This window comes from Hymenobacter cellulosilyticus, assembly GCF_022919215.1.
In the GTDB taxonomy this organism is placed as follows: domain Bacteria; phylum Bacteroidota; class Bacteroidia; order Cytophagales; family Hymenobacteraceae; genus Hymenobacter; species Hymenobacter cellulosilyticus.
In genome coordinates, this window is record NZ_CP095046.1 from 2,509,467 (window position 1) to 2,535,492 (window position 26,026).

27 protein-coding genes and 2 pseudogenes are annotated in these 26,026 nt (G+C 59.5%); 7 read left to right on the top strand and 22 right to left on the bottom strand.

Going from position 1 to position 26,026, the window contains the following annotated elements; genetic code table 11:
* Positions 1-9: 9 nt before the first annotated feature.
* The 3 genes and pseudogenes from MUN79_RS12250 to MUN79_RS12260 form a co-directional block, all read right to left on the bottom strand.
* Positions 10-3,104 (bottom strand): annotated as a pseudogene (locus MUN79_RS12250) (efflux RND transporter permease subunit).
* 104 nt (positions 3,105-3,208) lie between these two features.
* The gene (locus MUN79_RS12255; protein WP_244677907.1) at positions 3,209-4,372 is read right to left on the bottom strand and encodes an efflux RND transporter periplasmic adaptor subunit; all 1,164 of its coding nucleotides are present in this window, start codon (positions 4,370-4,372) and stop codon (positions 3,209-3,211) included.
* 222 nt (positions 4,373-4,594) lie between these two features.
* Positions 4,595-5,089 (bottom strand): YciE/YciF ferroxidase family protein, encoded by a 495-nt coding sequence (locus tag MUN79_RS12260; RefSeq protein WP_244677908.1) that lies wholly within the window; start codon positions 5,087-5,089, stop codon positions 4,595-4,597.
* 154 nt (positions 5,090-5,243) lie between these two features.
* Between MUN79_RS12260 and MUN79_RS12265 the strand changes: the two genes are divergently transcribed.
* Positions 5,244-5,606: an MGMT family protein gene (locus tag MUN79_RS12265; protein WP_244677909.1), complete on the top strand. Its 363-nt coding sequence runs from the start codon at positions 5,244-5,246 to the stop codon at positions 5,604-5,606.
* Here the strand turns inward: MUN79_RS12265 and MUN79_RS12270 are convergent.
* The 9 genes from MUN79_RS12270 to xseA all read right to left on the bottom strand — a co-directional run bounded on the left by MUN79_RS12270 (position 5,603) and on the right by xseA (position 12,937).
* Positions 5,603-6,904: a hypothetical protein gene (locus tag MUN79_RS12270; protein WP_244677910.1), complete on the bottom strand. Its 1,302-nt coding sequence runs from the start codon at positions 6,902-6,904 to the stop codon at positions 5,603-5,605. The two genes, MUN79_RS12265 and MUN79_RS12270, sit on opposite strands and share 4 nt — an antisense overlap.
* Before the next feature lie 209 nt (positions 6,905-7,113).
* On the bottom strand, positions 7,114-7,521 hold the full coding sequence (locus tag MUN79_RS12275; protein WP_244677911.1) for a response regulator: 408 nt from the start codon (positions 7,519-7,521) through the stop codon (positions 7,114-7,116).
* Positions 7,518-8,333 carry a sensor histidine kinase gene (locus MUN79_RS12280; protein ID WP_244677912.1) on the bottom strand — a complete coding sequence of 272 codons (816 nt, stop codon included), beginning with the start codon at positions 8,331-8,333 and terminating at the stop codon, positions 7,518-7,520. The genes MUN79_RS12275 and MUN79_RS12280 overlap by 4 nt, the downstream gene beginning before the upstream one ends.
* Positions 8,330-9,019 (bottom strand): hypothetical protein, encoded by a 690-nt coding sequence (locus MUN79_RS12285; RefSeq protein ID WP_244677913.1) that lies wholly within the window; start codon positions 9,017-9,019, stop codon positions 8,330-8,332. Before MUN79_RS12285 ends, MUN79_RS12280 begins: the two co-directional genes overlap by 4 nt.
* Before the next feature lie 131 nt (positions 9,020-9,150).
* On the bottom strand, positions 9,151-9,861 hold the full coding sequence (locus MUN79_RS12290) for a hypothetical protein (RefSeq protein ID WP_244677914.1): 711 nt from the start codon (positions 9,859-9,861) through the stop codon (positions 9,151-9,153).
* Between the two features lie 109 nt (positions 9,862-9,970).
* Entirely contained in the window at positions 9,971-10,669 is a 699-nt protein-coding gene (locus tag MUN79_RS12295) for a hypothetical protein (protein WP_244677915.1), read from the bottom strand.
* A gap of 18 nt (positions 10,670-10,687) precedes the next feature.
* Complete coding sequence (locus MUN79_RS12300; RefSeq protein ID WP_244677916.1) at positions 10,688-11,005, bottom strand: hypothetical protein; 318 nt, start codon at positions 11,003-11,005, stop codon at positions 10,688-10,690.
* Positions 11,006-11,123: 118 nt separating this feature from the next.
* The gene (gene xseB / locus MUN79_RS12305) at positions 11,124-11,402 is read right to left on the bottom strand and encodes an exodeoxyribonuclease VII small subunit (RefSeq protein ID WP_244677917.1); all 279 of its coding nucleotides are present in this window, start codon (positions 11,400-11,402) and stop codon (positions 11,124-11,126) included.
* The gene (xseA, locus tag MUN79_RS12310; protein WP_244677918.1) at positions 11,399-12,937 is read right to left on the bottom strand and encodes an exodeoxyribonuclease VII large subunit; all 1,539 of its coding nucleotides are present in this window, start codon (positions 12,935-12,937) and stop codon (positions 11,399-11,401) included. Before xseA ends, xseB begins: the two co-directional genes overlap by 4 nt.
* 246 nt (positions 12,938-13,183) lie before the next feature.
* Between xseA and MUN79_RS30950 the strand changes: the two are divergent.
* From MUN79_RS30950 to MUN79_RS12320, 3 genes and pseudogenes are all read left to right on the top strand, one after another.
* Positions 13,184-14,457 (top strand): annotated as a pseudogene (locus MUN79_RS30950) (M13 family metallopeptidase); the annotation flags it as partial.
* A gap of 234 nt (positions 14,458-14,691) precedes the next feature.
* Positions 14,692-15,288 (top strand): M13-type metalloendopeptidase, encoded by a 597-nt coding sequence (locus MUN79_RS30955; protein WP_311136778.1) that lies wholly within the window; start codon positions 14,692-14,694, stop codon positions 15,286-15,288.
* A gap of 630 nt (positions 15,289-15,918) precedes the next feature.
* Positions 15,919-16,353, top strand: a complete 435-nt coding sequence (locus MUN79_RS12320) for a hypothetical protein (protein WP_244677919.1) — start codon at positions 15,919-15,921, stop codon at positions 16,351-16,353.
* A 5-nt stretch (positions 16,354-16,358) separates the two neighbouring features.
* Here the strand turns inward: MUN79_RS12320 and MUN79_RS30025 are convergent, their stop codons facing one another.
* The 4 genes from MUN79_RS30025 to MUN79_RS12335 all read right to left on the bottom strand — a co-directional run bounded on the left by MUN79_RS30025 (position 16,359) and on the right by MUN79_RS12335 (position 19,506).
* Positions 16,359-16,667 (bottom strand): peptidylprolyl isomerase, encoded by a 309-nt coding sequence (locus tag MUN79_RS30025; protein ID WP_375378255.1) that lies wholly within the window; start codon positions 16,665-16,667, stop codon positions 16,359-16,361.
* Positions 16,580-17,137 (bottom strand): peptidylprolyl isomerase, encoded by a 558-nt coding sequence (locus MUN79_RS12325; protein ID WP_262923030.1) that lies wholly within the window; start codon positions 17,135-17,137, stop codon positions 16,580-16,582. The genes MUN79_RS30025 and MUN79_RS12325 overlap by 88 nt, the downstream gene beginning before the upstream one ends.
* 128 nt (positions 17,138-17,265) lie before the next feature.
* A complete protein-coding gene (locus tag MUN79_RS12330; RefSeq protein ID WP_311136779.1) occupies positions 17,266-18,093 on the bottom strand; it encodes a manganese catalase family protein in 828 nt (275 codons plus the stop codon).
* Between the two features lie 225 nt (positions 18,094-18,318).
* Positions 18,319-19,506: a zinc dependent phospholipase C family protein gene (locus MUN79_RS12335; RefSeq protein ID WP_244677920.1), complete on the bottom strand. Its 1,188-nt coding sequence runs from the start codon at positions 19,504-19,506 to the stop codon at positions 18,319-18,321.
* A gap of 220 nt (positions 19,507-19,726) precedes the next feature.
* Between MUN79_RS12335 and MUN79_RS12340 the strand changes: the two genes are divergently transcribed.
* Entirely contained in the window at positions 19,727-20,764 is a 1,038-nt protein-coding gene (locus MUN79_RS12340; RefSeq protein ID WP_244677921.1) for a hypothetical protein, read from the top strand.
* Here MUN79_RS12340 and MUN79_RS12345 read toward each other — a convergent pair.
* Together MUN79_RS12345 and MUN79_RS12350 are read right to left on the bottom strand one after the other, a co-directional pair.
* Positions 20,761-21,270, bottom strand: coding sequence for a CinA family protein (locus MUN79_RS12345; RefSeq protein WP_244677922.1), 510 nt, complete (start codon positions 21,268-21,270; stop codon positions 20,761-20,763). The two genes, MUN79_RS12340 and MUN79_RS12345, sit on opposite strands and share 4 nt — an antisense overlap.
* Positions 21,271-21,430: 160 nt before the next feature.
* Positions 21,431-22,732: a metal-dependent hydrolase family protein gene (locus MUN79_RS12350; RefSeq protein WP_244678324.1), complete on the bottom strand. Its 1,302-nt coding sequence runs from the start codon at positions 22,730-22,732 to the stop codon at positions 21,431-21,433.
* A 144-nt stretch (positions 22,733-22,876) separates the two neighbouring features.
* On the opposite strand from MUN79_RS12350, the gene MUN79_RS12355 reads away from it, so the two are divergent.
* Positions 22,877-23,137, top strand: coding sequence for an acyl-CoA-binding protein (locus MUN79_RS12355; RefSeq protein ID WP_244677923.1), 261 nt, complete (start codon positions 22,877-22,879; stop codon positions 23,135-23,137).
* Between the two features lie 158 nt (positions 23,138-23,295).
* Here MUN79_RS12355 and MUN79_RS12360 read toward each other — a convergent pair whose 3' ends face one another.
* From MUN79_RS12360 to MUN79_RS12370, 3 genes are read right to left on the bottom strand one after another with little or no spacing between them, the layout of a single operon-like run.
* Entirely contained in the window at positions 23,296-23,520 is a 225-nt protein-coding gene (locus MUN79_RS12360; RefSeq protein WP_244677924.1) for a CDGSH iron-sulfur domain-containing protein, read from the bottom strand.
* 46 nt (positions 23,521-23,566) lie between these two features.
* A complete protein-coding gene (locus MUN79_RS12365) occupies positions 23,567-24,070 on the bottom strand; it encodes a YybH family protein (RefSeq protein WP_244677925.1) in 504 nt (167 codons plus the stop codon).
* A 38-nt stretch (positions 24,071-24,108) separates the two neighbouring features.
* Complete coding sequence (locus MUN79_RS12370; protein ID WP_244677926.1) at positions 24,109-24,627, bottom strand: GNAT family N-acetyltransferase; 519 nt, start codon at positions 24,625-24,627, stop codon at positions 24,109-24,111.
* A 139-nt stretch (positions 24,628-24,766) separates the two neighbouring features.
* Between MUN79_RS12370 and MUN79_RS12375 the strand changes: the two genes are divergently transcribed.
* Complete coding sequence (locus tag MUN79_RS12375; protein ID WP_244677927.1) at positions 24,767-25,429, top strand: DUF6565 domain-containing protein; 663 nt, start codon at positions 24,767-24,769, stop codon at positions 25,427-25,429.
* A gap of 70 nt (positions 25,430-25,499) precedes the next feature.
* Here the strand turns inward: MUN79_RS12375 and MUN79_RS12380 are convergent, their stop codons facing one another.
* Positions 25,500-25,943 (bottom strand): hypothetical protein, encoded by a 444-nt coding sequence (locus MUN79_RS12380; protein ID WP_244677928.1) that lies wholly within the window; start codon positions 25,941-25,943, stop codon positions 25,500-25,502.
* Positions 25,944-26,026: the final 83 nt, after the last annotated feature.

The window sequence follows — 26,026 nt, forward strand, 5'->3', positions numbered from 1 at the left end:
CAGTGGGCATTAGGCCGTTACGGCTTGCTTCTGTTCGACTTCTTCCGGCTTGGGCTTGTGGTTTTTGGCCGTGGCGAAGTACGAGTACATCACCGGCACTACGTACAGCGTCAGGGCCGTGGCGAAGAACAGGCCGCCCACCACGCCGATACCCATGGCGCGCCGGCTCAGGGCGCCCGCGCCGGTTGCAATGGCAATGGGCAGAATACCCAGAATGGCGCACAGCGAGGTCATCAAAATGGGACGGAAACGGGCCGTGGCGCCCTCAATCAGGCCGGTCATGTAGTCCTTGCCGTTCTCGACTTGCTGGTTGGCAAACTCCACGATAAGGATACCGTTCTTGGTGACCAGCCCCACCAGCATGATAATGCCAATCTGGGAAAACAGGTTGAGCGTCTGGTTGAAATACCACAGGCTGAGCAACGCGCCCGACAAAGCCAGCGGCACCGTCACCATGATGATGATCGGGTCGCGGAAGCTTTCGAACTGGGCGGCCAGCACCAGATAAATCAGGATAAGGGCCAGACCAAAGGCAAACAGCAGGGACGAGGAGCTTTCCTCAAAGTCGCGGGAGGCACCCGACAGCTCGGTGGAGAAGGTCTCGTCGAGGTTCTTTTCGGCGATGCTGCGCATGGCGGCAATACCGTCGCCCAGGGTTTTGCCCGGGCCAGGGAGGCCGAGAACGTAGCCGAGTTGTAGCGGTTGAAGCGGTAGAGCTGGGGCGGAGTGCTGCTCTCGGTCAGGTTAATCACGTTATCCAACTGCACCAGGGAGCCATCCGTGGCTTTCACCGACAGCAGGCGCACGTCGAGCGGCTGGTTGCGGTCTTCCCGTGCCACCTGCCCGATAATCTGGTACTGCTTGCCTTCCCGGATAAAGTAGCCGAAGCGCTGTCCGCTCAAACCCGACTGCAGTGTCTGGGAAATGCTTTGCACCGACACGCCTAGGCTCTGGGCCTTTTCGCGGTCAATGTTGACGCGCAGCTCGGGCTTGTTGAACTTCAGGTTCACATCCACGAACTGGAAAGTGGGGTTCTGGCGGGCCGCGTCCAGAAACTTAGGCACCGCCTCGCGCAGCTTCTCGAAGTCCTGGGTCTGGATAACGAACTGCACTGGCAAGCCACCGCCACCCCCACCGCTACCGATACTCTGGTCCTGCGACACGGAAGTACGGGCCGCCGTCAGGCGTTTTACCCCGGCGCTGAGGCCCGAGGCAATCTGGTCCTGAGTGCGGGGGCGCTGGTCGGCGTCGAGCAGCAGCACGCGGGCCGTACCCGAGTTGGAGCCGCCGCCGAAGCCCGGCGAAGTCACGGCAAACACGCTACTCAGGCTTTTTTCACCCGCCGAGTCCATGGCCATTTTGGTAATCTGGGCCATGTAGGCGTCCATGTACTCAAAGGAAGCGCCTTCCGGACCCGTGGCGTTGATGTTGACGCGGCTGCGGTCTTCCACCGGGGCCAGCTCCGAGGGAATGGCGCCCATGAAAAACCAGATGCCGACACCCGTACCAGCTACCACCAGCCAGGCCAGCCAGCGGTTGCGCAGGAAGGTTTGCAGGCTGTCCTGGTAGCCGCCAATCATGCGCTGGAAGAAGGGCTCCGTCTTGCGGTAAAACCAGTTGTGCGTTTCCTGGCGCTTGAGCAGCAAGGAGCACATCATCGGGGTCAGGGTCAAGGACACGAAAGCTGAAATCAGCACCGAACCGGCCACCACAATGCCAAATTCGCGGAACAGGCGGCCGGTAATACCGGTCAGGAATACCACGGGCAGAAACACGGCCGCCAGTACGATGGTGGTACTGATAACGGCCATCAGAATTTCCTCCGAGCCATGAATAGCGGCTTCTTTCGGATCTTCGCCTTCCTCAATGCGGGAGTAAATGTTTTCCAGCACCACAATGGCGTCGTCCACCACGAGGCCAATGGCTAGCACGATGGCCAGCAGCGTCAGCACGTTGATGGAGAAGTCGAGCAGGTACATCACGAAGAAAATACCCACCAAGGACACCGGAATGGCCACCACCGGAATCAGGGTGGAGCGCCAGTCGCGCAAAAACAGGAAGATGATAATCACCACCAGCACGAAGGCTTCGATGATGGTGTGCTCTACTTCATTAATGGACTTACGGATAAAGACCGAGTTATCGAAGCCCGGCTTGAGCACCAGGTCCTTGGGCAAGTCCTTGCCGTAGAGGGCAATCCGCTTGTTGAACTCGTCGGCAATGTCAATCTGGTTGGAGCCCGGCTGCGGAATTACCGCCAGGCCCACCATCGGCACGCCGTTCACCTTGAAGATGGTCTGGTCGTTTTCCGGATACAGCTCAGCGTAGCCCACGTCGGAGAAGCGCACCAACGACGACTCATCCTTGCGAATAATCAGGTTGTTGAAGTCTTCCACCGAGGTCAGTCGGCCCATGGTACGCAGGGTGAGCTGGGTGTTTTGGCCCTGCACCGAGCCGCTGGGCAGCTCCACGTTTTCCCGGGTCAGGGCAGCTTGCACGTCGACGGGGCTCACGCCCAGGGCCGAGAGCTTCACGGGGTCCATCCACAGGCGCATGGAATATTTCCGCTCGCCGTACACCCGCACTTCCGACACGCCCGGAATGGTTTGCAGACGCTCTTTCAGCGTGTTGTTGGCGTAGTCGGTCAGCTCCAGCAAGGTGCGCTGGTTGGAGCTGAGGTAGGTCATTACAATGGGCTGAGAGTCGGCATTGGCCTTGCTCACGATGGGCGGGTCGATGTCGCGCGGGAGGCGGCCCTGAGCGCCCGAAACCTTGTCGCGCACGTCGTTGGCAGCCGTTTCCAGGTCGGCGTCGAGGTCAAACTCTACCGTAATCTGGGTGCGGCCGTCCCGGGAGTTCGAGGTCAGGTTCTTGATGCCGGCAATACCGTTCAGGGCTTCTTCGAGCGGCTCGGTTACCTGGCCCTGCATTACGTCGGCCGAGGCGCCGGTGTAGCTGGCCGATACCGTAATAATGGGCGGGTCTACGCTGGGGTATTCCCGGACACTGAGGTAGCGAAACCCGATAACGCCGAATATCACGATGACGAGGCTCATCACGATGGCGAGGACCGGGCGGTTGATGCTGGTGGATGATAAGCTCATATAAGATTACACGCAGTATTGCGGTGAAATTCACCGGCCGGCGGCAGCTTTCACCGGGTCAACACCTGACCTCGGAAAGTATGCAGCGCGGCGCGGCGTAAAAATTACTTCGTCACACGTACCGCGTCGCCGGGCTTCACTTGCAGAATGCCCGTGCGAATCACGGAGTCCCCCACGGCCAAGCCGTCGGTAATCTGGATTACTTTGTCGGAGCGAATGCCAATCTTGACTTTCTTCGGCACCATCTTGCCCGCTTTTACGGTGTAGACGCTGTAGCCGCTGGCTTCCGGAATCACCGATTCGGTGGGCACCTGCAGGGCGTTGGTAGACTCGCCCAGTTGCAGGTTGACTTTCACAAAAGCGCCGGGACGCAGCTCGTTGCTGGCGTTGGCGTAGCGGGCCCGCACGGGCTGGGTACGGCTTACCGGGTCAATCTGCGGGTCAATGGCGTAGACCTTGGCCTCGTACTTTTTGTTGGTTCCCTCGTCCGTTACGCTCACCACGTCGCCCACGCGCACATTGGCAGCAAAGCGGCCGGGCACGGCGAAGTCAATCTTAACCGGCCGCACGCGGGAAAGCGTCGTGATTTCGGTGCCGGGGCTTACGTAGGTGCCCACGGTGGCCGTCGTCAAGCCCAGTACCCCGTCGAAGGGAGCCCGCACGTAGGCTTTGGCTAGGGAAGCCTGCAAGGCTTTCAGGTCGGCCTGGGAGGTCAGGAGCTGGTTGTTGGCCTGCTCGTATTCCTGGGCGCTGATGTATTCTTTATCGAGCAGGGTGCGCTGCCGCTTTTCCTGGTCCCGAAACAGCTGGATGTTGTACTGCTGCTTGCGAATGGCCGCCTGGGCTTCATCGGCGTTAATGCTGAACAGCAGCTGCCCTTTGCGCACGGGCTGACCTTCGCGGATGTTCAGGCTGGTAATCTTGCCCGACAGCTCGCTCTTAATCACCACTGACTCATCGGCCAGCACCGAACCGGTGGCGGCCACTTCATCCGACAGATTGGTGGGCTTTACCACGTACACCTGCACGGGCAGTTTCTGTCCACCGCTTTTGCCGCCAGCCCCGCCGGGGCCACCTTTGCCAGCGCCGCCCCCGCCGGCCGCGCCGCGGCCACCGCCTCCGCCACCTTTGGCATCGGCATTAGGGGAAGGGAAATACTTTATTTTAATAAATGCCAAGGCGGCAATAACCACCACCGTTAGTACGATCCACAACACCTTGCGCCCGGGGCGCGACTCTGTTTCTACCGTTTCTTGTTCGTATTGCATGTAAAAGGGGATGTTTCCCAACTCAATCGTTACGGCCTAGTACTTAGGCCGCTGGCGTTCAACAACGACAGGGCGGCCGGAAGGGTTCGGTCAAATCCTGCGGGCCACTTTGCCAAAGCCAATAAGACACGGCAAAACCCCGTAGGTTTAAGGTTGCCACAGGGGGGAAGACACAAAAAAAGCCTGCTGGTTGCAGGCTTTTTCCATTTAGCACGAGGCCAACTACATGGCTTTGGCGTTGATGTAGTTCTTAGCCAGGTTGTTGAGAAGGGTGTCGGTGGCTTGCTCTTCCTGCAAAGTCTGGCGCAGCAGCTCTGCCGATTCCGTGTGGCCCAAACGCAGGGCGTAATGGGCAGCCGTGCCGTAGCCCGCAATTTCGTAGTGCTCCACGCGCTGGGCGGCCGCAATCAGGGCGGCGTCTTTTACTTCGTCGGTAGCATCTTCGGCAATGGTTTCCTTTCCTTCGGCTACCAGACCCTGCATGGCTTTGCAGGTATGGCCGCTGAGCTCAAGGCCCAAGCCGCGCCCGATCTGCTCGAGGCGGGCTACCTGGTTTTTGGTTTCAATCAGGTGCTGGTCGAAGGCCTGCTGCAGGCGCGGGTCGCGGGCTTCCTTGGCCATGTCGGGCAGGGCTTTGGTCAGCTGGGTTTCGGCGCTGTACAGGTCACGGAGTTGTTCTTGGAACAGGTCGTCGAGGCTTTTGAGTTTGTCAGACATAGCAATTAGGGTAGAGGGTGTGGGGAAAAGTACGTTTCCTGCCGGGCAGGAGTACCACTCTACGCGCTACAGCTCAGTAGGTTTATGCTTTCGGCCAATGGTCATGATTTCATAAGCTCATATCCGGCGCAGCCTTTCCCCGTACTTTACTCTTATGAAAACGCCGAAAGAGCCGACCGAAGCCCACCGCAACTTCTTCCGCGACGTGCACGACGTAGTGCGCCTCATTCCTAGGGGCCGCGTAACTACCTATGGCGCTATTGCCCACTACCTGGGAGCCCGGCACGGGGCGCGCATGGTGGGCTGGGCCATGATGGCCGCTCACCCGAGCGTGGGCCCCGACGCTATTCCGGCCTACCGGGTTGTTAATCGGCTGGGCCTGCTTACGGGCCGGCAGCACTTTGCCACGCCCACGGCCATGCAAGACTTTCTCGAAGCCGAAGGCATCCAGATTATCGACGACCAGGTACAGGACTTCAAGACCCGCTTCTGGGACCCAAGTGCCGAGCTGGCCTAGCGGCGGCGCATTTTCTTCACGTAATAGTCGCCCTCTTTCAGCGGGACGTACTGCAGCGTCGGTTCTTCCTTGTCGGTGCGGGCCTTGAGTTCCACGTAGGTGGTGGCGCCAAACGTGGGAATAAACGCGTAGCAAGGCGCGTCAGCCCCGTCCAGGCACAGGGAAATTTCCCGGGTTTTGCTTGTCCACGGTATCAGCACGAAGTCGTTAGCCGGCAGCTGCTTTAGCTCCTGCCCATCGAGCAGTACCGCCAGGGGCTTGGCCGGGCCGCCGGGTCGCCGGTACACAACTACCGTGGCGGTGTCCCGCTTGGCTAGTTGCTCCATGTAGTCGAAATCGGCCACCCGACCCGTGGTCATATCCAGGGTATATTCCTGCAGGTCGCCCCGGACAGCGACAGCCGCTATGGCCGCACCTGCCAGTCCGCCCAAGGCGCCCGCCGTACTCACCGCACCCGGGTCGTCCAGAGCTTGCTCGGTGAAGGTAAAATCGTCGCCGCTTCGCTTCAAGGCATAGAAGTGCCGTTTCCGTCTGATGTAAACCTGCTGCCCATCGGAAAAGCCCCACACCTCGTCCAAAGCTTTGCGGGCGTCGCCCCGGCCCTGAAACGCCTTCACCTCGCCGGGAATGTTGGTTGCTTCCACGGTCAGGTCAGCGACCGGCTCCAGCTTGTTGTTACGGAATTCCAGAAACGTGCCGTAGATACCCATTGCGGGGGTAGGAGCCGTGAGAATGGCGTAGGTAGCAGGCGCGGGTTTGCGGCCACCCCGGTAATATACCTGCTCCTGGGTCAGGGCAGGCGAAAGGGCCAGGCGGGCCGCCCAATCCAGGGCGTTGAGCTGAGTGCAGGCCCGTTGCAGACAGGCCACAATATTGTCGTCGTGGCGGCCGGTGGTTTCCACGCCCCGGCTTTCCTCCTCCTCTATGTAGCGCTGCAAAACCCGGTAGCTGCCGTCGGGCTGCTGGTACACGAAATCCACATCGACCAGGGCAGAGGCTTTTTCGGAAGTCACCTTGGTTACCTCCCCAATGCGCAGGTCGTGCACGCGCAGAAGCACGGCGCGGCTGCCCGGCCGGGGTGGGAGCTGCACCTGCAGCCAGCCACTCAGCCCATCTTTTACCCCACCCGCCAAGTTAGCCGGCACCCTGATGTTGTTCATCCCGCGCTGCACCCAGCCAATAGTTTGGTGCTGGGTGCGCAGGTCCAGTACCTCTGCAATATGAAAGGTCGGCTTGTCCAGCACCAGCTTCTGCTCCCGCAGATCTACCTGGTAAATAGAAGTTTGGCCAACCGCCACCCGGCAGACAGATAAGAGCAATACAAGTAGAAATTGGTTTTTCAAGGCAGCGCATTAAAGTAGTAAATATCAAAGCTACTACTCGGGCTTCAATCGAACAACCAAGTAGTCTGCAGCTTCTAAGGCGGTTATAAAAGTGACTCGAACGGGCAAAAAAAAGCCACCGGTGACGCGGTGGCTTCATTCCTGTTTTTGTCTTGAGGCTGGCCTTACAAAATAGCCATGCTCGGGCGGGGGGTATAGTCGGCGGCGGCCAAGATGGCACCCCGTACTTCCTCAGGATTGGCATTCTTGAGCAGGTAGCCATGAGCGCCCTCGCTGTGCAGGCTGTCGATAAGCTCGGGCTCGTCGTGCATGGAAATTATAACGACCCGTACGCGGGGATACTGGGCGCGCATCAGGCGCACGGTTTGCAGGCCATCCAGGGTGGGCATCTGCAAATCCATCAGCACCACGTCGGGCACGATGCCCTGGTCGAGGTGTTCGAGAAGCTCCTGACCGTCACCGGCTTCGAAGAGCACTTCCATATCGGGAAAGCCACTGATCAGGGCACGCAGTCCTTTACGAAATAGAATATGGTCGTCAACGACGGCCAAGCGGATTGCGGGTGTGCTCATATTGAGGTAGTTAGGGCAGGCTTTTGGTCGACGGGAAGATACGGAATAGGGAAGGAAATCCAAACTTTGCTGCCTGCGCCCGGCGCCGATTCATGCCGCAAGGTGCCGTGCAATACGGCTACCCGGCTGCGTAAGTTGGTGAGTCCCAGTCCCGCGCGTGCACCGGGGGCGGGTGGCAGGTCACCGGCGGCCGGGTCGAAGCCTACGCCATTGTCGCGGTATTGCAAGGAAAGGTAGTCGGGCCCAAAATCGACGCTGACTTCAATGGTTTCGGCGTGGGCATGGCGCAGTCCGTTGCCCAAAAGCTCCTGCACCACCCGAAATACAATCAGCTCCCGCTTAGGGTCGAGGCGGCGGGGCTGCCCGCGCTGCTCGATAATGACGTGGGTGGGACCATCGGCGGGCACCGTGCGGGCCAGCGCGTCAAGGGCGAAGGGCAATCCAAACTTTTGCAGGGCGGCCGGCAGCAGGTTGCGCGAAATGCGGCGCACTTCCCCAATGGCCTGGTCGAGTAGGGCAGTGGCTTCTTCGGTTAAGTTTGGTTGGCCGAGTGCGCTGAGGTGGAGCTTGGCAATGGCCAGGGTGGTACCCACCCCGTCGTGCAGGTCGGCGGCAATGCGGCGGCGTTCATCTTCCTGGGCCAGCAGGGCGGCTTCCAGGGCCTGCTGCTGAGAAGCGTCGCGCACTTGCCGGAGCTGTTCCTGCTGGCGCAGCAGCCGCCGCTGATACCGCAGCACAAACCCCACAATGCCCAGGGCCAAAAGCAGCAAGACCGGCGTGGCCAGCATTACGGGAAGCAGCCAGGTATTCATGGGCGGGAGCGGTGGGGCAACGACCGGCCCGCGTACCAAAACGCCAGGGCAAACAACAGGTACTGAATCAGATTGACCATAGCATTGAGGGTATAAATCACCTGATGGCTCGCATAATCAGCGGGGGAAGAAAACTTGTTGACGAACACATACAGTAAGACCGTACCCGAAAAGTACAAAACTACCGCGCTACTTACCAAAAAAAGAGGATCCTGCTCCAATCGGATAACGTGCAGCTCAGTGAGCAGCTGCTCAAAATAAAGCAAGGCCAGCCCGATAAGCAGGGCGCTTTGCAACACGTGGGTATACGCATTCATCTGGTGCAGTCCCTCCAGATAAAGTGAGTCCAGCAGGGCAAACGCGGTGAAAACCAGGGCTAGGCCCGGAATAAAGCGTCGTATCTTGAGCGAGGTTAGGGTCAGGTAATAAATGCGCAAGAACAGCAGGGTCTGGACCAGGGTAAACAAGTGCCAGATGCTGCTGCTCCAAGCGGGCCAATAGAGGTCTATCAGGCTGGAAGCAAGCATGATGGTTTCCGTAAAAACCAGGTAGCCGGTCATAATACGCAGGGCGGGGGGCAGTCGGGGCCAGCGCCAGAAGGCCAGGCCCAGCGGAAGCAGCACGACCAAGCTGGCCATATGCTCCAGGTATTCGCATAACGTGAGAAGCCACGAAGGAATTTGCATGCAAGGCGTGGCAAAGGTGTGGGATGGAGCAAGGGAAGAGAAAAATACGAAATCCTGAATAGGATGTATAATTCCGGGATAATAAAGTAAATAAACCGGTATAACTGGTGCGGAAAAAGAGTAAGGAAGGGTTACTCCCGAGGGGCAGGCCATTCCAGCGGAGCCGCAGTATATTCCGCCGGCTGGTCGCCGTTCCAAAGCGCAATAGCAAGGAAAACGTTGAACACAATGAGCAGGATAAACTGGATGATGTACATAATCCAGATCAGGTCGGGCTGGTCTTGAAGCTTGCTTTCCAGGATAAAGACCATCAGTGTGCCCGCGTAATACAGGATAGAGCCCACGCTGACCATAAATATCGGGTCCTCGCTCAGGTCAATGTTGCGCAGCTCCCGCAGCGTTTGCTCAAAGTAAGCCACGGCGGCCCCCACCAGCAGCACGCTCTGCGCTATATGGGTATAGATGGGCGGGCCAGAGGTGGCAACGTGATAGAAAAAGGCTTCGGCTATGTACAAAGCCAGGAACAAACCAACGCAGGCAAGCAGCACCCTGCGGCCCCGTTCCGAGTGAAAAGCGTAGTAGTAGGTCCAGCCCAGGCAGAGCGTTTCTCCCACCGTGGCCAGCTGCAAAATGAGGACGTTGTTGTGCCAGATGTGGCGGCCCAGTTCAGCCAGCAGAGCATTCAGCAGGCAGCCGGGCACCAGCACAAACCACACCAGAGGCCGGTAAGCCGGCAGCAATACCCGCCAGCGGCGCAGGCCGATTGCCAGGGGTAAGAGGTAGGTAAGTAGGGCAACGTTATTGAACTGCCGGGCAAAAAGTACAAGCTGCTCACTATCCACAGCAATGGGGTATAAGTGCAATAGGGGATGACGCTCTGCAACACAGAAGCGGCGGAAGGAGCGGAGAACAGGGTGGGCCTGACTGTGGGTGGCAAGTCAGGGAGGGCGGCTACAGCTGGCTGGGCACCTGCTGCGGAGTTGGCTTGGTTCGGTACAGGGCCAGGGCCAGCAGCAGGTTGAAAATGATGAGCAACACAAACTGAATGCTGTACATAATCCAGACCTGCCCGAACTGCTTTTGGGCGTACATGGAGTCTTCCAGCACGTACACCATCAGGGAACCGGCAAAGTAGATCAGCACGCCGGTACTGACCAGAAACATCGGGTCCTGATTGAGTCGGATGTTGCGCAGCTCCTGCAGGGTCTGCTCAAAATAAGCCAGCGCCGCGCCTACCAGCAGAATGCATTGCGCAATCCGGGCGTAGGTATTCGACGCGTACGGGCCCCGCAGAAACACGACTTGCACCAGGGCCACGGCTCCGAAGGCCATAACGGCCCACAGAAAGCGCCGCCGGATGGTTTCAGACCGAAAGGACAAGTAGAAAGCCCAACTCAGAAACAGCGTTTCAGCCCAGTTGGTCAGGTAGACAAACGCATGATTATTGTGCCATACTACCCGGCCAATTTCTGACAGGCTGTTGAGCACAATGCCCGCCAACAAGACAAACCAGAGGATTTTTTTGTGCGCCGGGCTCAGGTAGCGCCAGCGCCAGATACCCATTCCCAGGGGTAATAAGTAAGTAAGCAGGGAGATGATATTCAGCTGCTTACTTACCGCTATTAACCCGCCGGTATCTGGTGCTGACATTGTCCTTTCGTAAGGTGGCTACTCGTTCAGGGGGCTGTCCGGGGCGCAGCAGGGCGGGCAGGCGGGCCCGTTGGCCAGCATCTTGTTTTCGTACAAATCGTTTTCGTCGGCCTTCACTGCCACCAGTACGAAGCTCTGGTTGCCGGCGTCGTCCAGTGCGTTGTAGATGCGAATACCGACGTATTCGGAGCCGGCGTCATCAATGATTTGCTTGAGTTGATTCTTGCCGAAGAACTGCGCTTTAAACTCCGTGCCCTTTTGTTCGCGGTAGGCGCGGGTCATGGGCTCAGCTGTGGCCTGGTAGATGATGTCGCCCTCGTTGCCGGTAAAAGCCATTGTGTGGTGTGTTAAGAGGTAGTGAAGAAGGGTTTGAGCAGAAATGTTCTAGTGCTGAACATCCAAATATAGGGCAAACCATATCGAATGCAAGCTGCTCGCTGCCTTTTCCCACCCCCTAAAAGGGCAGTTGACCGTTGGGATAGGACCGGGCTGGCGGCACGTCACGCTCCTCGGCGTCGGGTGCGGGCTCCTCGTCCTCTTCTTCCAGGTTCTCAAACACGCGCTCAATGGCCGACTCGGCGTTGCGCAGCTTTTGCTTGCAGAGGCGAATCAGCTCGGCCGAGCGCTGCACGCGGGCCGTCAGGTCGTCCACATCAACGGTGTCTGTTTCCAGGGCCCGCAGAATGGTTTCGAGCTCTTCAATAGCTTGGCGGTAGGTAGTATCGTTGGTCATTCGGGAGAAGCAGAGCTTGCAGTAGGAAGTAAGGCGGGAGCCAGGTGCGGGGTGCGGTCCGTAATCTGGGCGGCCAGTGTGAGCTGGGGCAAGAGCAGCCGCACCTCGTCGCCGGCTTGCAGGGTGTTTTCGGGCTCCTGATGGTCGGTAATCAGCTGCACGTAGCCGTAACGGGCCAGCACGGCGGCCTCGGGCAGGGCGGGCGTGCTAAGCTGGGCTAGGCGCAGCGTGGCCCGGTGCAAGAGCCGCTCAGCCGCCAGCTGCAACTGGTAGCGGCGGTGCAACAGCTGCTCGCGCCGCCGCCGGTGCAGCCGCCGAAACCGCTGGGCCAGCCGCCGCCCAAACGTGCGCAGCCCTTGCTGCTGTAAGGTCAGGGCGCGACGGGCGGCACGGCGCAACCCCTGGCGCTGCCGACTAAGCTGCCGGTGCTGCTGCCGCAGTTGCTCCCGCGGAGCCGTTGCGGCCTGCCGGATACGCTGAAACAGCTCCGCCCGGTGCTCTTCGAGCTGGCCTTGGGCTGCGCGGTGCACAAAGCGGCCCGCCTGCTGCAGCAACTCGGCGGCGTCGGTGAGCTGCTGCCGGGCCAGCTCGTGGATACGCTCGGCATAGCCATTAAACACCGCATCGAGGCGGGCCAGGCGCTCGGCCAAGAAGGCGGCTACGGCAGTGGGCGTTTTCAGGGCTAAGTGGGCGGCCAAATCCAGTACGGCCTCGTCCCGCTCGTGCCCGATACCGGTCAGCACGGGCAATGGAAACGCCCCCACCGCTGCTGCCAGGCCGTAGTCGTCGAAGGCCAGCAGGTCGGTTTTGGCCCCGCCGCCACGGATGATAACCACCGCGTCGAAGGTGGCGCGGCGGGGCCGGATGGCATCGAGGGCACCCAGAATGCTGGCCGGTGCCTCAGTGCCCTGCATGGTGGCCGGAAACAGGCTTACCGCAAAGTCGTAGGGCGACTCGCTGAGCTGTTGCACAAAGTCCTGGAAGCCCGCCGCCGTGGGTGAGGAAATAACGGCCAGGCGCTGCGGCCCCAAAGCCAGGGAAAGCCGTTTCTGTCGTTCCAGCAAGCCTTTGGCTTCGAGCTTGCGCACCGTGGCCAGGCGCTGCCGGGCTAGGTCACCCACGGTGTAGCTGGGGTCAATGGTCAGCACGTCGAGGCTGAGCCCGTACTGCTCATGAAACTTGATCTGCACCCGCAGCATCACTTTCAAACCTAACTGCAGCTCCTGACCGGTCTGTTCCTCAAACGCCGGGGCCAGCTGCTGGTAGCGCTGACTCCAGATGGTGGCCCGGGCCTGAGCTTTTAGCTGGGCTCCGCGGCCGGTTACGTGCTGGTCGGTGAGCACGAGGTAGCAATGACCACCCTCGTGGCGGGGTGGGGTGAGGTCGGCAATTTCGGCTACCACCCAGTACGACTCGGCAAAGCGCGTTTCCACGGCCTGCCGCACGCGCACCAGCAGCTCGGCCAGCGGCAGGGGGGCGGGAGGCAAAGGACCGGAAAGGCCCGGGTCGGGACGACGATTATACAGGGGCGGCATACGGGTGGCAAGGTACGAATTCGGGCAGCGGCAACCCAGCGCCGGACCCAGTCAGATCTGGACGCCGGCGCGCCGGAAGCTGGCTATGCAACCCGCCGGCCGGGGCAATGTTGGGTGCAAAGCCGGAAAAAAGCCGCTTACTCCGCCAACGGCGGGTTCTGATAACCTCCCCAGGGCCGGACGGTCCAGGCTGCGGCTTTTTTTTTACCTTTCTAGCCAAATCCGCCTTCCCCAAAACCTTTCCGCATGAAAAACAAAAATACCCTGGCCTTGACCTCGCTGGCCGCCGGCCTGGCCCTGGCCGGGTGCGCCGCCAGCAACTCGCCGGCCACTACCGCCTCTACCGCGGCTCCGGCTACGGCCGCCTCCGCCACTCCCACTGAAGAACCCGTGGTAAAAGGGGTGGGCCTCGACGTGACGACCATCGACAACTCGGTGCAGCCCTGCGACAACTTCTTCCAGTATGCCTCCGGCAACTGGCTCAAGAATAACCCGATTCCGGCTTCCGAAACCAGCTGGGGCAGCTTCAACGAGCTGTATAATAAGAACCAGGCCGTGCAGCGCCAGATTCTGGAGGAAGCCGCCGCCAACCGCTCAGCTGCTAAAGGCACCAACGCCCAGAAAGTAGGCGACTTCTACGCCTCGGCCATGGACTCGATGGCCATTGAGAAAGCTGGTATTACGCCTCTCAAGCCCGAGCTGGCCCGCATCGACGCCATCAAGGACCTCAAAGGGCTGCAGGCCGAGCTGGCCCACCAGCAGCAGATCGGTACCGGCTCGGTGTTCAGCATGGGCGTGGGCAGGACGAGAAAAACAGCACTCAGTACGCCGTGCAAATGTATCAGGGCGGCCTGCGCCTGCCCAACCGCGACTACTACCTCAAAACCGACCCCCGCACCAAGGCCGTGCAGGCCGCTTACATCACGTACATCACCAACGTGTTTAAGCTGATGGGTGAGACGCCGGCCGCCGCGGCCAAGAACGCGGCCACCATCATGCGCATCGAAACCCGCCTGGCGAAGGCTTCCAAAAGCCCGGTGGACCTGCGCGACCCGAACGCCAACTACAACAAGATGACCGTGGTGGAGCTGCAGAAGCAGTATCCCAACCTGGGTTTGCCCACCATTCTGGCCAAAACCAACCTGGGCGCGGCCAAAGAGGTTATTGTGGGCCAGCCTGCCTTCTTCAAGGAAGCCAACGCGGCCTTGAAGGCCGAGCCGCTCAACGACTGGAAAACTTACCTGCGCTGGCACCTGGTATCATCGGTGGCTAGTGCCCTGCCCAAGGCCTACGTGGATGAAAGCTTCAAATACAGCCAGACTTTGACCGGAGCCAAGCAGATGCAGCCTCGCTGGAAGCGCATGCTCCGCTCGACCGACGCGGCCCTGGGCGAAGCTTTCGGCCAGGTGTACGTGGATAAGGCCTTCACGCCCGAAGCCAAACAGAAGGCTATGGAGCTGGTCAACAACATCCGGGCTTCGATGGCCGAGCACATTCAGCAGAACACCTGGATGAGTGCCGCCACCAAGGCCGAGGCCCTGAAAAAGCTCAACGCCTTTACCGTTAAAATCGGCTACCCCGACAAGTGGAAGGACTATTCGGCCCTGACCATCTCGCGCGAGTCGTACCTGAAAAACGTGCTGGCCGCCCGCCAGTGGGCTGCCAAGGACGAGGAAAGCAAGCTGGGCAAGCCAATTGACCGCGGCGAGTGGGGCATGACCCCGCCCACGGTGAATGCCTACTACAACCCGCCGATGAACGAAATCGTGTTCCCGGCCGGCATTCTGCAGCCCCCGTTCTACGATCCTAAAGCTGACGATGCGGTTAACTACGGAGCCATCGGCGCCGTTATCGGCCACGAAATCACCCACGGCTTCGACGACCAGGGCCGGCAGTACGACTCCGAAGGCAACCTGCGCGACTGGTGGACCAAGGAAGACGCCGACAACTTCACCAAGCGCGCCGACGTGGTGGGCCAGCAGTTCGACGCCTTCACGCCTTTCGACTCGGTACACGTGAACGGCAAACTCACGATGGGCGAAAACCTGGCCGACCTCGGGGGACTCAACATTGCCTACACCGCCCTGCAAAAGGCCATGGCTGGCAAGCCCAAAACCAAGATTGACGGCTTCACGCCCGAGCAGCGCTTCTTCCTGTCGTATGCCCAGGTGTGGCGCACCAACGCCCGCCCCGAGGCCGTGCGCCAGCAGATACTGACCGACCCGCACTCCCCGGCCCAGTACCGCACCAACGGCCCTTTGCAGAACATGCCCCAGTTCTACGAGGCCTTCGGCTGCAAGGAAGACGCCAAGATGGTGCGCGCCCAAGCCCAGCGCGCCAAAATCTGGTAGTGGTGAATTTAATGTGCGAATGTGGTGGAATGTGCTGATGTGCTAATGCTCCACCTGTCATTGCGAGCGAAGCGAAGCAATCCGTCCTCTGCACAGTGACAAACTCCCTTCTACCCCAAAGCCCCTTTCTACCGCGTGTAGGAAGGGGCTTTGTGTTGTAATGTGAAGTTCCACTTCGCGAGGCGTAGGCGCCGTCTCAATGATGGTCGTTCAACGCCTCGCGAAGTAGAACTTCGCGTTACACCCTGGGCGAGGCAACCCAGCCTGCCCGAAACACTAGAAAGAGAGCTCGAAGAGGTAAAAACACCACCCAAACCACTGGAAAGAACGTCCGACGGCGTAGCAAGAGCGCCCGAAGCCACGCCCAGGCCACCCTAAGCCGTAGCAAGGCTGACCGAAGCGTTGGAAAGGACGACCGAAGCAATAAAAAGAGCTAATTCCAGCTTTTAGGGTCAACCGGCTGGCTTTTTGGGGCACCGGCTTAGGGCTGCGAAGCCGGTTACGGCCTCGTTGGTTGGGGGGCGGGCTGCAGGAGAGGGCCTGCCAACGGGTTGGCAGCGCCTGAAACGCGCTTGGTGGGCGGTAGGAGGGAGTTAGGGCCGGTTTACCGGTCGGCCCGTATCTTGCGGCATGCAAAACACGCTGCCTCCCGCTTTTCTGTTGTCGTTGCTGCTGTGCGGCGCCTGCCAGTCTTCCGATTCGAAAACGGTACCCCAGGAACCGGCCGCTGCCACTACTGAGGTGCCCCCGCCGCCACCCTCCGAGGTGAAGCTCCGGGTCGACAACCCGCAGGTGGGCGACGTGCTGGTGGTGCAATTCCAGCCCCAGGATACCCAAGAGCAGCGGTATTTTTTCTATCATCTCTATCGCCTCACGCCCGACAGCGCCTACCTGCACCCAGCCCGCAAGGAAGCCACCGACCCCGCCGCCGACCTCAGTCAGCCTGATTTTCAGGCCTCCTCCACCTCCATTGCCTACACCCGCGACGAACTATCGGACTTGCTGAAGCCCCAAACCGGCGACGTGCTCAAAACCCAAGTGGTGCAGGTGCGCCGCCCCGAGTAACCCAGTTATTTCACGATTTCAATCTTGATGTCAACGTCCTTCTTGGGCCATTTGTAGGGGTCCACGGGCTCGGCCGCAATTTTGTCGATGACGTCCAGGCCTTCCACTACTTCGCCAAATACGGTGTATTTACCATCCAGGGAAGGCACGCCGCCTACAGTGGCATAGGTTTTTAGCTGCTCGGGCGTGAGCTTGCGCCCAGCCATGGCCTGGGACTGGTAAGGCGTCAGCTTTTCGCCCTGTACAAAGTAAAAGTCCGTGTTTGAGGACAGCTTGTCGGGGTTTTTATCATCGTCGTAGCGGGCCATGCCCAGGGCCCCGCGCTTGTGGAAGTGACCCGGCCGCACTTCGGGAGGCAAGTGGTAGGGGCTATCCGAATGGTACGGTGGTCGGACTGCCCTCCCTGAATGGCAAACCCATTGACTACGCGGTTGAACACTGTCTCATCAAATACTCCTTTGCGCGCCAGCAGCAGGAAGTTGGCTTTGTGAATCGGTGTGTCGTCGTAGAGCTTCACGCGTAAGTCGCCGAGGCGGGTGTGCACAATGACTTCCGACGCCGGATACGCTTTGCCATACTCCGTGAGCAGGGCTACCGCATTGCTGTCGCTCAGGCTGATCAGGTCGGGGCCCGGTACGGGTGGGCGCGTGGGAGCAGCTGGCGCGGCGGTTTCGGCCGGGGGCGGGGTCTGGTTGCAGCTGCCCAGAGCCAGGCCGGCCGTCAGCAAAATACTATACCGCAGATGCAGAGCAGGCCGGCGGGCAAGCCAAAAGATAGAAAGCATGGGCAGAAAAGTCAGAGCGGAAGAAAGGAGTAGCAACGTGCCTTAAAAGCAAAATGGGCTGCCGCCCACTGGTACGCAGGCAGCAACCCAAATGTAAAGCGTTGGCCGCACACGCGGCGCCGGCCCGTTTAATACTTGATGCCCATTTTCTTGGCCATGTCGATAAACATCTGCATGTCAATATTGTCGGCCCCGGGGGAATTGAGCTGGGGCTCTTCGGCCAAATCCGGAACGGGGTAGCCTTCGGGCGCGCCAAATACCACTTCCAGGGGCTTGCCGTCTTCGGGGTGAGGTCCGTTGAAGATCAGGCCCGCCTTCTGGTAATCATTCTGGCTAAAGGTGTAGAGCTTGCGGTGCAACCCGTTTTCCTCGTACTTCCGGGTTTCCGGGAAAGCCTTGTTGCTCAGCTCCGGCACGGGTACTAATTTGGTTACTTCCACGCCGGTGAGATGCTCCAGAGCCCGGGCATAGGCCACCACGTGCAGGCCACCGCGCACAAGCAGATAGCCCACCATTTCGCGGGCGCAGGGGTCACTCACCATTTCGTAAGCCCGAATCTTGTTGGCGCGGGCACCGCACTCTAGAAAGAAGTTGTGCAGCAAGTCCAGCTTGAGGTTGCCGCTGCTGAACACGTTTTGCCCGTTCCAGAAATTGCCCTGCGAGTCGATGGGTAAGGCTGCCTGGGCGCTGGCCGAGAAGTGGTAGGAAATCCGGGCGTCGGCGGCAGGGGCCAGCGGAGCCGGTACCGGGTCGTGGCCGCGCTTGGTCTGGCCCGTGAGCAGCAAATTTATAGCGTAGGATACCACCTCAATATGCCCGTATTCCTCGCCCGCAATGCTAGCAATAACGTCATAGAAGGGCCGTAGGCGCTTGCGTCCCCGGAAGTTGAACGACTGGAACGTGTAGTTCATCAGCGTCGACATCTCGCCGAATTTGCCCCCGAGCAGCTCCTGAATAGCGGCGGCATCGTTGGGGAAGCGTTTTTGGGGGTTGGCAGCTCAATCGGCAGCCGGTCCATGCGTAAAATCATCGGGCAAGGGTTATAAGTGGATAAAAAACAAAGCCGGCAGGTCGGGCGTTGTGCCCGTTCCTACCGGCTCTGCTATTTGCCTACGTAACTCAGCCTTTGCTGATTGTACAAGATATGGCAGCTCGACTGTAGCCAAGCCTGCCCGCTGGGCTTAGTTCCAGCCGTCGTTTTCCTTTTTGTCGTCTTTCTTTTTCTTCTCCTTGCGCTTACTGCTGCCCTCGTCCGACTTGGTCTTCATTTTCACCTTTTCGGGCTCCGCAGCGGGAGTAGCGGCCGGGGCAGCCGGGGCCGGCGTTTCAACTGGTGGCGGGGCCATGTCCTGGGCCGAGTTGATCTGGTCGGGCCGTTCCACCGCTTTTTCCTTGTGAGTTGCCAGCAGCAGGTCCTGGGTCATCAGCTCGTTCTTGTCCCAGGCTTTAAGCTCAAGGGCCAACTTTTCCTTTTCCTCTTTGCTCGGCTTCTTGCCCAGAAGCTGATCCAGGTCGGGCTTGCCCGCGTCCTGCCAGGCCGTCAGCCACAGGGAGGCTACCAGGGTAGGGGCCTGCTTGAGGCGGTAGGCTACTTGCCCGCCCACTTCCTTGTAGTAGGCGTCGGCAAAGGCATCGGAGTAGGCCCGGCGGGTTTTGCCGTACTTATGGGAGAAGGTGTACTTGGTTTCGTTGGTAAAGGCGCGGGTTACTTTTTCTTCCTTGTCGAAGGTGTCGCCCAGGAAGCCGTACGACTGCTGTACGGCCGTCCAGACGGCCCGCAGCGGGTCTTTCAGGTACTCGGCTTTCTCGCTGTCCAGCTTCCACTCTGCCAGGTGGCGCTCCGGTATCTTCGACTCCCACAAGCTGTGCATGCCGTGCTGGTTGGTCATTTGCCCGTCGTAGTTCTCAGTGGTGTGCAGCGGCACGTGGGCATCGGCCACGTAGTGGCCCAGCTCGGCCGAGAGGCGCACGATGGCCACCGAGTCGCGCTGCCGGAAGGCCTCAGTCAGGGCTTCCTTTGTTTCGAGCACAATCCACGGCACGGTGCCATACTTGCGCAGGGTATCGGCCGAATATTTGGCCGCGGCTTTTTCCCAAAGCTTGGGCATGGAGCCAAACGGGTCGTCGCCGTAATGGTCCATGTCGATGTAGTGCTTGGGCGCTTCCTTGGGGTCGTCTTCGCGCCGCTCGTCAGGAGCGGTGGACAGGCGCACAATTTCACCCAGGTGGCGGTAATAGAACCCTTGCATGGATTTAGGCAAGGTGTACACCGCAATCTGATTGATGGTGCGGTGGGCCAAAAAACCCCAGCCCGACGACAAAATCGGGCATAATAGCACGAGGGCCAGCGTTAGTACTTGCTTTTTCATAAGAAGATGTAAAGCCCAAAAAGCAGGCTCCGCAAGTTCGGGATTTTGGATTAATAAAGTATGAGGTAGTTGTCCGTTGTTCGATTTTGGTTGCTGATTTTCCGCTGTCAGCCCAAGGAGCTGGTCAGCCTGCCATCTTACTCGTTCCGAGCTTCTACATTTAGCCGGTCAAGAGCAGCCGACCTTTGCGCCCACCCGAACTTCCACCAACCCACCACCCATGACGCTTATTTCCAAGAAGAAGCTTTTCTACGGCATCAGCCCCCGACTGCGCGAATACCTGCACGAGTACGACCGGGAAAGCAAGCTACCGGTAACCTACCGCGACCTGCTGCGCTACAGCGGCTCGTTTCCGCTCATGGACCGCAACGGCCGCGACACACTCTGGCAGACGGTATTTTACGAGCCCAGTACCCTGGTCGAACTGTCGGCGGGCCTGGCCGAGGTGTACGCCCTGTTACGCACCGACGGCGACCTTTCGTTTACCGACCACCTCATTGCCGACCGCATCGACTACTGCCAGTTCGGTAACAGCAACCCGTTTCGGGTGCGCATCGTCAATCAGCTCAACGACAACTACGACTATTTCTACGTGAAGCGGGCCGATGCCTCGCGGGTATACGGCCTGGAGCTGGAGCACCTGTTGTCGCCCAACCGCATCAACTACCTCGTCTGCGGCGATTCGCTCATCGAGGAGCACATTGCCGGCATTCCCGGCGACGATTTTATCCGGGACCATCTGCAGCGGCCCCACCTCAACCAGGTGCGCATTGCCAAGGAGTTCGTCAAGTTCAACGAGCGGTGCTTTGCCCGCCTGCTCGGTGATATGCGGGCCTACAACTACGTCATCATTGCCACCCCCGACTTCGAGGATGAGCAATACCGCGTGCGCGCCATCGACTTCGATCAGCAAAGCTACGAGGGCAAGAAAAACATGTACCTGCCTCAGTTTTTCAAGGACAACCGCAAAGTGGTGCAGATGTGCAGCAAGCTGCTAACCACCGAAACCATCCGGCAGTATCAGGCCGAGGAACGGACCCTCATTGCCCGGCGCGTGCGCTTGGAGCGCTACCGCCTTAAAAATCTGCTGGACATCATGCGGCGCGACGAAATCTCGACGGAAGAGAAAACGGCCCAACTCAAAACTCAGCTCAATGCCCACTATGGCTCCAACGCCTTCGAGCGGTGCCGCAGCATGGGCGACGTGGTACACCAGAACCTGAAAATAATGCTGCTGGCCCGCCCAAGGCCCGATTAGGCCGTCATCTTTTCCTGATCAGGTGGGAAGCGGTCCAGCAGCTCGTTGAGCTTGCGGTATACAAAGTCGACGGCCTGCTGGCGCACGCTCAGGCAGTCGCCCTGGAATACTTCGCGGTGCTCCTCGGCCCGGTTCTGGTAGAGAAAGGTGAAAAACAGCGTGCCGGCCGGCTTTTCCTCGGTTTCGGAGCCCCCGGCGGCGCACAGGCCCGTTACGGCCACGCACACGTCGGCCCCGATTTTCTTGTGCAGCCCCATCACCATCTCGTTGGTTACCTGCTGCGACTCGGCCGTGTACATTTCCAGGGTCTGCTTGCTCACGCCCAGCAGCTTTTGCTTGGCCTCGGGGTGGTAGGTCACAATGGAGCCCAGCAGCACACTGCTGGCGCCCTGAGCCTCTACCAGGCCCGAGGGCAGCATACCAGCCGTGCAACTCTCAGCAAAGGCCAAGGTTAGCTTGTATTGGATAAAGCGTTTTACGAGAGCAGATATTTCGGCTGGTTTCATAGGTCAGAAAGAGGCGTGCTGAGTCCTATACTGCGTTTCCAACATTAAGTTAAGCCCTGCCTAGCTAAGCTCGACTGTGAGTATAATGCAATATGCTCGACGGTAGCGTCTTAGTCAGCTAGCTTACCGAAGCTTGCAACCAGCAGCCAAGGCTAACTTTTTACTCCTGCCGGTACACCACGCCCTGCTTCATCACGAAACGCACTTGCTGCATCACTTTGATGTCCTGGGTCGGGTCGCCATCTACCGCCACTACGTCGGCCAGCTTGCCGGCTTCCAGGGTGCCCAGGTTTTCGGTCTGCCCCAGCAATTCGGCCGCCGAAAAGGTGGCTGCGCGCAGGGCCTCGTAAGCGGGCATACCGGCTTCTACCATGTACTGAAACTCCAGGGCATTTACGCCGTGGCGGTACACGGAGGCGTCGGTGCCAAACGCAATTTTTACCCCGGCCTTATAAGCCTTGCCAAAAGTCGTTTGCAGCTTGGGGCCAATAGCCAGGGCCTTGGGCGTCACCAGAGGCGGGTAGTAGTTCGGAATCTTGGCCGAGTCGGCCACCGACTTACCAGCCGTGATGGTAGGCACGTACCAGGTCCCGAACTTCTTCATCAGCTTCATGGTCTCGTCGTCCATCAAAGTGCCGTGCTCGATGCTGACCACCCCGGCCCGGATGGCGCGCTTCATGCCTTCGGCCCCGTGGGCGTGGCAGGCCACTTTCAGCCCCAGGTCGCGCGCAGTTTCGACTACGGCCTTGATTTCCTCCTCGGTCATCTGGGCGCTGCTGCCGTCCTTGGCCACGCTGAGCACCCCGCCGGTAGAGGCAATTTTGATTAAATCGGCGCCGCGCTTGTACTGTTCGCGCACGGCCTGCCGACACTGTTCGGGGCCGTTGGCCACACCGTCGGCCGGGCCGGGCACGCCCATCAAATCCTGCCGGTAACCGTTGGTGGGGTCCATGTGGCCACCGGTGCCCGATATGGCTTTACCGACGGTAAACACCCGCGGCCCTACTACTTGGCCGCGGTTTACGGCGTTGCGCAAAGCCACATTCACGCCCGAGCCGCCCAGGTCGCGCACGGTGGTAAAGCCGGCCAGCAGGGTTTTGCGGGCGTGGTCGAGGGAGCCGAAGGCCACATCGGCCGGGTTTTCGGTTAGCTCCTTCAGAAAACCGTCCTTGCTGGTCTCGCCTTCCAGATGCACGTGGCAGTCGATGAGGCCGGGCAGCACCGTCTTGTTTTTCAGGTCGATGACTTTGTCGATGCCGCTGCCAGTGGTGTAGCCGCGCTCTACGGCCAGTACCCGCCCCTTTTCCACTACGATGGTCATTTCGGTCTGGGCCTGGGCTTTGCTGGCGCGCATATCGAGCAGGCGGCCGCAGTGCAGGTAGGTTTTCTGGGCCCAGGCCGGGGCCAGTGGCAGGAGGCAAAAGACGAGAGCGGTAAACGTAGAGCGGGTAGAAAGCAGCATAGAGTAGAAGTGGGCGTGGATGAAGGCCTCAAGGTACAACATAGAAAAACGCTGCATGCCGCCTAAATCCGCCGGATTACGTACCTTGATGCCGGCCTCTTGCTACGGGCCGATTATTCCTTCAAACTACTCTTTCTCTACCTCATGGCCACTCACGAAGAATTCGAAGCCGCCGCCGCCCGCGCCCAGCAACTGCCCTCCAAGCCCAACAACATGGTGCTGCTTCAACTGTATGCTCTCTACAAGCAAGCCTCCGAAGGCGACGTATCCGGCGACCGGCCCGGCGGCTTCGACTTCAAAGGCATTGCCAAATACGACGCCTGGGCCAGCCTTAGCGGCAAAAGCAAAGACGCTGCCCGCCAGGAATACGTGGAGCTGGTGAATTCCCTGTTCCAGGGCGCGTAGGTAAGCCTGTCGACAAGAAAAAGGCAGGTACTTGCAAGGAGGAAAGACGAAGCCATTCGTCCTCTTCAAGGTCCTTACCTCTCTAAATCGAAAAGCCCTGACGTTAGAACAACGTCAGGGCTTTCTGGTAAAAGAGCATTTGTCAGGTATTCAGCTCCTTAAATCACCTTGGGCGCGGGTAGGTCGAAGGCTTCGGCGTTGTGCTCGAAGTGGCCTTTGTGCGAACCGTCGCAGAAGGGCTTGTTTTTCGAGAGGCCACAGCGGCAGATGCTGATACGCTCCCGGCCAGCCAGGCCGTAGGGCTGACCCTGAGCATCCACGAGTTCGAAATCACCCTCCACGCGCAGGGAGCCGTTGCTGAGTACAGTTAGTTTGGTAGCCATGAGGTAAAAGTCAGGAAGTGAAGGAAGAAGAGAAACAAGGAATGGCTTAGTCGAGGCAGGAGCGGCCGGCGCAGGAGAGGGGCGTGTAGGTAGCCGACAGAATGGTCCAGGCGTTGTTTTCGAACTTCCACATCAGCCAATACTTACCAATGATGCGGTTTTTGGTTTTGTCCTGGGTGTCGGTCCAGGCTTCGGCCCACTCGCCGGTTTCGTAAGCCAACTGGCCCTGGTCGCTGAGCTCCACGTTCATGGTGCGGTTCATCCAGCTTACGTCGGGGCGCTGGCGGAAGCGTGAGCGGAACCACTGCCGGGCCGCAGCCTCACTGCTGCGGCTGCCGCTGCCTGTGCTCACCGTGATGCCTGAGTTGAATAGGCCGTAGAAGGCGGTAGTGTCGCGGCTGTTGAAGGCGCGGTTCCAGGTTTCGCTCCGGGCCTTGATCAGCTCCAGGTGCTTCTGCTTGAGAATCTGGCCAAAGCTGAGCTGGCTGACCAGAACGAGGGCGGCTGCGCCCAACAGGCGGCGCAGCGGCAAAGAAGTAGAAAGGCCCATGCGGGTACTGAATAGAGGTAAGGCAAAAGATGGCGCAATTACGCCAGTTCTTTGCGCATTACGTAGTCGTTCATCCAATAAGGCCCAATGGCAATGTCTTCCTCACGGTGGCGCTGGAAGCCCAGCCGCTCGTAGAAGGAAATAGCCGGGTTGTGGCGGTTTACGTTCAGCTCCAGGGTTTTACCATTGATCTGACGCACGGCATCTTCCACGGCCTGAATCAGGTTCTGGCCCAGGCCCTGCCCCTGGTGGGAGGGCAGAATATAAATCTTGTGCAGCTTGAAGACCTCGTCGCCGGCGGGCAGGCGGGAGAAGGAGGCGTAGCCAGCCGGGTGGCCCTCGGCGTAGAGTAGCAGAAAGGTATGCCCGTCTTCGCTCATCTGCCGCTGCAGGGAGGTTGGCGTGTAAATCACGCGGTACATATACTCAATCTGGTCCTTCGAGATAATGAAGCGGTAGGTCGGCTCCCAGGTAGCCTCGGCCAGCTGAATAATCGTCGGAATATCGGCCAGCGTGGCGGGCTGAATGGTAATAGCTGATGGAATGGAAGCGGACATAAGGTGCAAAAACGGCATTTTTTAGCGAAAAAACGAACCCCGGCCGCGCCGGACCACGTTTTGGGTCAGAAATTGCCAATAGGCACACCACGGCTCCTTTCCCCGTCGTTCGTATATTTTTCGCCCTGCACCCTCCTTTATGAAACGATTCCTGCTTTCCTTGAGCTTCCTAACGGCCAGTCTCGGCGCTACCATGCTGGAGGCTACGGCCCAGCAAAAATCTACTCCGGCCAAGAAGCCTTCCGCCTCCACGCCCACGGCCATCGAGCGGGATCTGGACGTATTCAGCGACTGGGTAAACGATAAGCTGGACCGCGCCGAAGTGGGCGTGCGCCGCGAGCTGCCCCGCATCAAGGAAGACTTCGAACGGCAGAGCAAGCGCCTCGACAAGGCCGTTGATAGCCTCTCCAGCCAGTCGAAGCGCGAGTACAACACCCAGAAAAAGCGCTACCAGAACTGGGAATCCAAGCAGGACAGCCTTGATGCCACGGCCCGGCAGCCCGAAGCAGCCAGCTCGGCCCAGCGCCGCCTGCTCAACGAGAACGTGACCATCAGTCGGGCCCGGGCCAACGAATTGCCCGAGCTGTACCTGCACCTGCTGGAAAGCACCCGGGAGCAGCGCCTGGCTTGGACCCAGGCCGACTGGAGCGCCGCCAGTGCCGTGCTCGAACGCCTGAATGCCCGCTACGAGCAGGTGCGCGAGCAGCTGCCCCTGGAGGAGCGGGTCCGCATCCGGTCTTTGCAGGCCGAGTTTCGCACCCTGGAAAAAGCCCGGGACGTGAAAGACATCATGAAAGAGTAGGCTAGCCTACCCTGCCTCGATAGAAAAAAGCGGCGCCCGACTAACTGAGCGCCGCTTTTTTATTAGGGCACTAGGCCGCTACATACTGGCGGCGCAGCCATTCCAGCGCGGTTTCCACGTCGTAGAAGAGTTGAATCGGGAGCTGTTTGGCGATGCGCTCCGCAAATTCAAGGCTGATAATCTGGTTCTGCATGTCGGGCGAAAACACGTAGGCAAAGGCCCGCAGCCCGCCTTGCAGCGCCGCGGGCAGCCACTCATACTCCAGCCAGGGCAAAGCCTCCGACCATTCGCCCGTCGAGTCGGTTTTGTCGTTGAGCAAGAGCGGGCAGCGGTACTGGGCCTGAATGGGCCCGGCAGCCATAGCCACTTTAATGACTTCCGGACCCGTCACATTGCCTGTCCAGCGAACGTAAAGCAGTTGCTGCTCCGGGTACAGGCGAAAGGTAGCAATAGGCTGACCGTACGCATCCGTGACGGTTTCCAGGTCGGTGTACTGAGTAGAAAGCAGGGCCATAAGCAAGCAGGTGGGAAGAGCGAAAAGCGGAGCAGTAGCAGAAATGGGAGTTCGAGAAAACCTACGCTAAAAGTGCGGGTTCG

What these genes read in the sequence shown, in the direction of transcription:
- MUN79_RS12255 (WP_244677907.1), bottom strand. Translation starts at nt 4,372, where the DNA reads ATGCAATACGAACAAGAAACGGTAGAAACAGAGTCGCGCCCCGGGCGC.
- MUN79_RS12260 (WP_244677908.1), bottom strand. Translation starts at nt 5,089, where the DNA reads ATGTCTGACAAACTCAAAAGCCTCGACGACCTGTTCCAAGAACAACTC.
- MUN79_RS12265 (WP_244677909.1), top strand. Translation starts at nt 5,244, where the DNA reads ATGAAAACGCCGAAAGAGCCGACCGAAGCCCACCGCAACTTCTTCCGC.
- MUN79_RS12275 (WP_244677911.1), bottom strand. Translation starts at nt 7,521, where the DNA reads ATGAGCACACCCGCAATCCGCTTGGCCGTCGTTGACGACCATATTCTA.
- MUN79_RS12280 (WP_244677912.1), bottom strand. Translation starts at nt 8,333, where the DNA reads ATGAATACCTGGCTGCTTCCCGTAATGCTGGCCACGCCGGTCTTGCTG.
- MUN79_RS12285 (WP_244677913.1), bottom strand. Translation starts at nt 9,019, where the DNA reads ATGCAAATTCCTTCGTGGCTTCTCACGTTATGCGAATACCTGGAGCAT.
- MUN79_RS12295 (WP_244677915.1), bottom strand. Translation starts at nt 10,669, where the DNA reads ATGTCAGCACCAGATACCGGCGGGTTAATAGCGGTAAGTAAGCAGCTG.
- MUN79_RS12300 (WP_244677916.1), bottom strand. Translation starts at nt 11,005, where the DNA reads ATGGCTTTTACCGGCAACGAGGGCGACATCATCTACCAGGCCACAGCT.
- xseB (WP_244677917.1), bottom strand. Translation starts at nt 11,402, where the DNA reads ATGACCAACGATACTACCTACCGCCAAGCTATTGAAGAGCTCGAAACC.
- xseA (WP_244677918.1), bottom strand. Translation starts at nt 12,937, where the DNA reads ATGCCGCCCCTGTATAATCGTCGTCCCGACCCGGGCCTTTCCGGTCCT.
- MUN79_RS30955 (WP_311136778.1), top strand. Translation starts at nt 14,692, where the DNA reads ATGAACGAAATCGTGTTCCCGGCCGGCATTCTGCAGCCCCCGTTCTAC.
- MUN79_RS12320 (WP_244677919.1), top strand. Translation starts at nt 15,919, where the DNA reads ATGCAAAACACGCTGCCTCCCGCTTTTCTGTTGTCGTTGCTGCTGTGC.
- MUN79_RS12325 (WP_262923030.1), bottom strand. Translation starts at nt 17,137, where the DNA reads ATGCTTTCTATCTTTTGGCTTGCCCGCCGGCCTGCTCTGCATCTGCGG.
- MUN79_RS12335 (WP_244677920.1), bottom strand. Translation starts at nt 19,506, where the DNA reads ATGAAAAAGCAAGTACTAACGCTGGCCCTCGTGCTATTATGCCCGATT.
- MUN79_RS12340 (WP_244677921.1), top strand. Translation starts at nt 19,727, where the DNA reads ATGACGCTTATTTCCAAGAAGAAGCTTTTCTACGGCATCAGCCCCCGA.
- MUN79_RS12345 (WP_244677922.1), bottom strand. Translation starts at nt 21,270, where the DNA reads ATGAAACCAGCCGAAATATCTGCTCTCGTAAAACGCTTTATCCAATAC.
- MUN79_RS12350 (WP_244678324.1), bottom strand. Translation starts at nt 22,732, where the DNA reads ATGCTGCTTTCTACCCGCTCTACGTTTACCGCTCTCGTCTTTTGCCTC.
- MUN79_RS12355 (WP_244677923.1), top strand. Translation starts at nt 22,877, where the DNA reads ATGGCCACTCACGAAGAATTCGAAGCCGCCGCCGCCCGCGCCCAGCAA.
- MUN79_RS12360 (WP_244677924.1), bottom strand. Translation starts at nt 23,520, where the DNA reads ATGGCTACCAAACTAACTGTACTCAGCAACGGCTCCCTGCGCGTGGAG.
- MUN79_RS12365 (WP_244677925.1), bottom strand. Translation starts at nt 24,070, where the DNA reads ATGGGCCTTTCTACTTCTTTGCCGCTGCGCCGCCTGTTGGGCGCAGCC.
- MUN79_RS12370 (WP_244677926.1), bottom strand. Translation starts at nt 24,627, where the DNA reads ATGTCCGCTTCCATTCCATCAGCTATTACCATTCAGCCCGCCACGCTG.
- MUN79_RS12375 (WP_244677927.1), top strand. Translation starts at nt 24,767, where the DNA reads ATGAAACGATTCCTGCTTTCCTTGAGCTTCCTAACGGCCAGTCTCGGC.
- MUN79_RS12380 (WP_244677928.1), bottom strand. Translation starts at nt 25,943, where the DNA reads ATGGCCCTGCTTTCTACTCAGTACACCGACCTGGAAACCGTCACGGAT.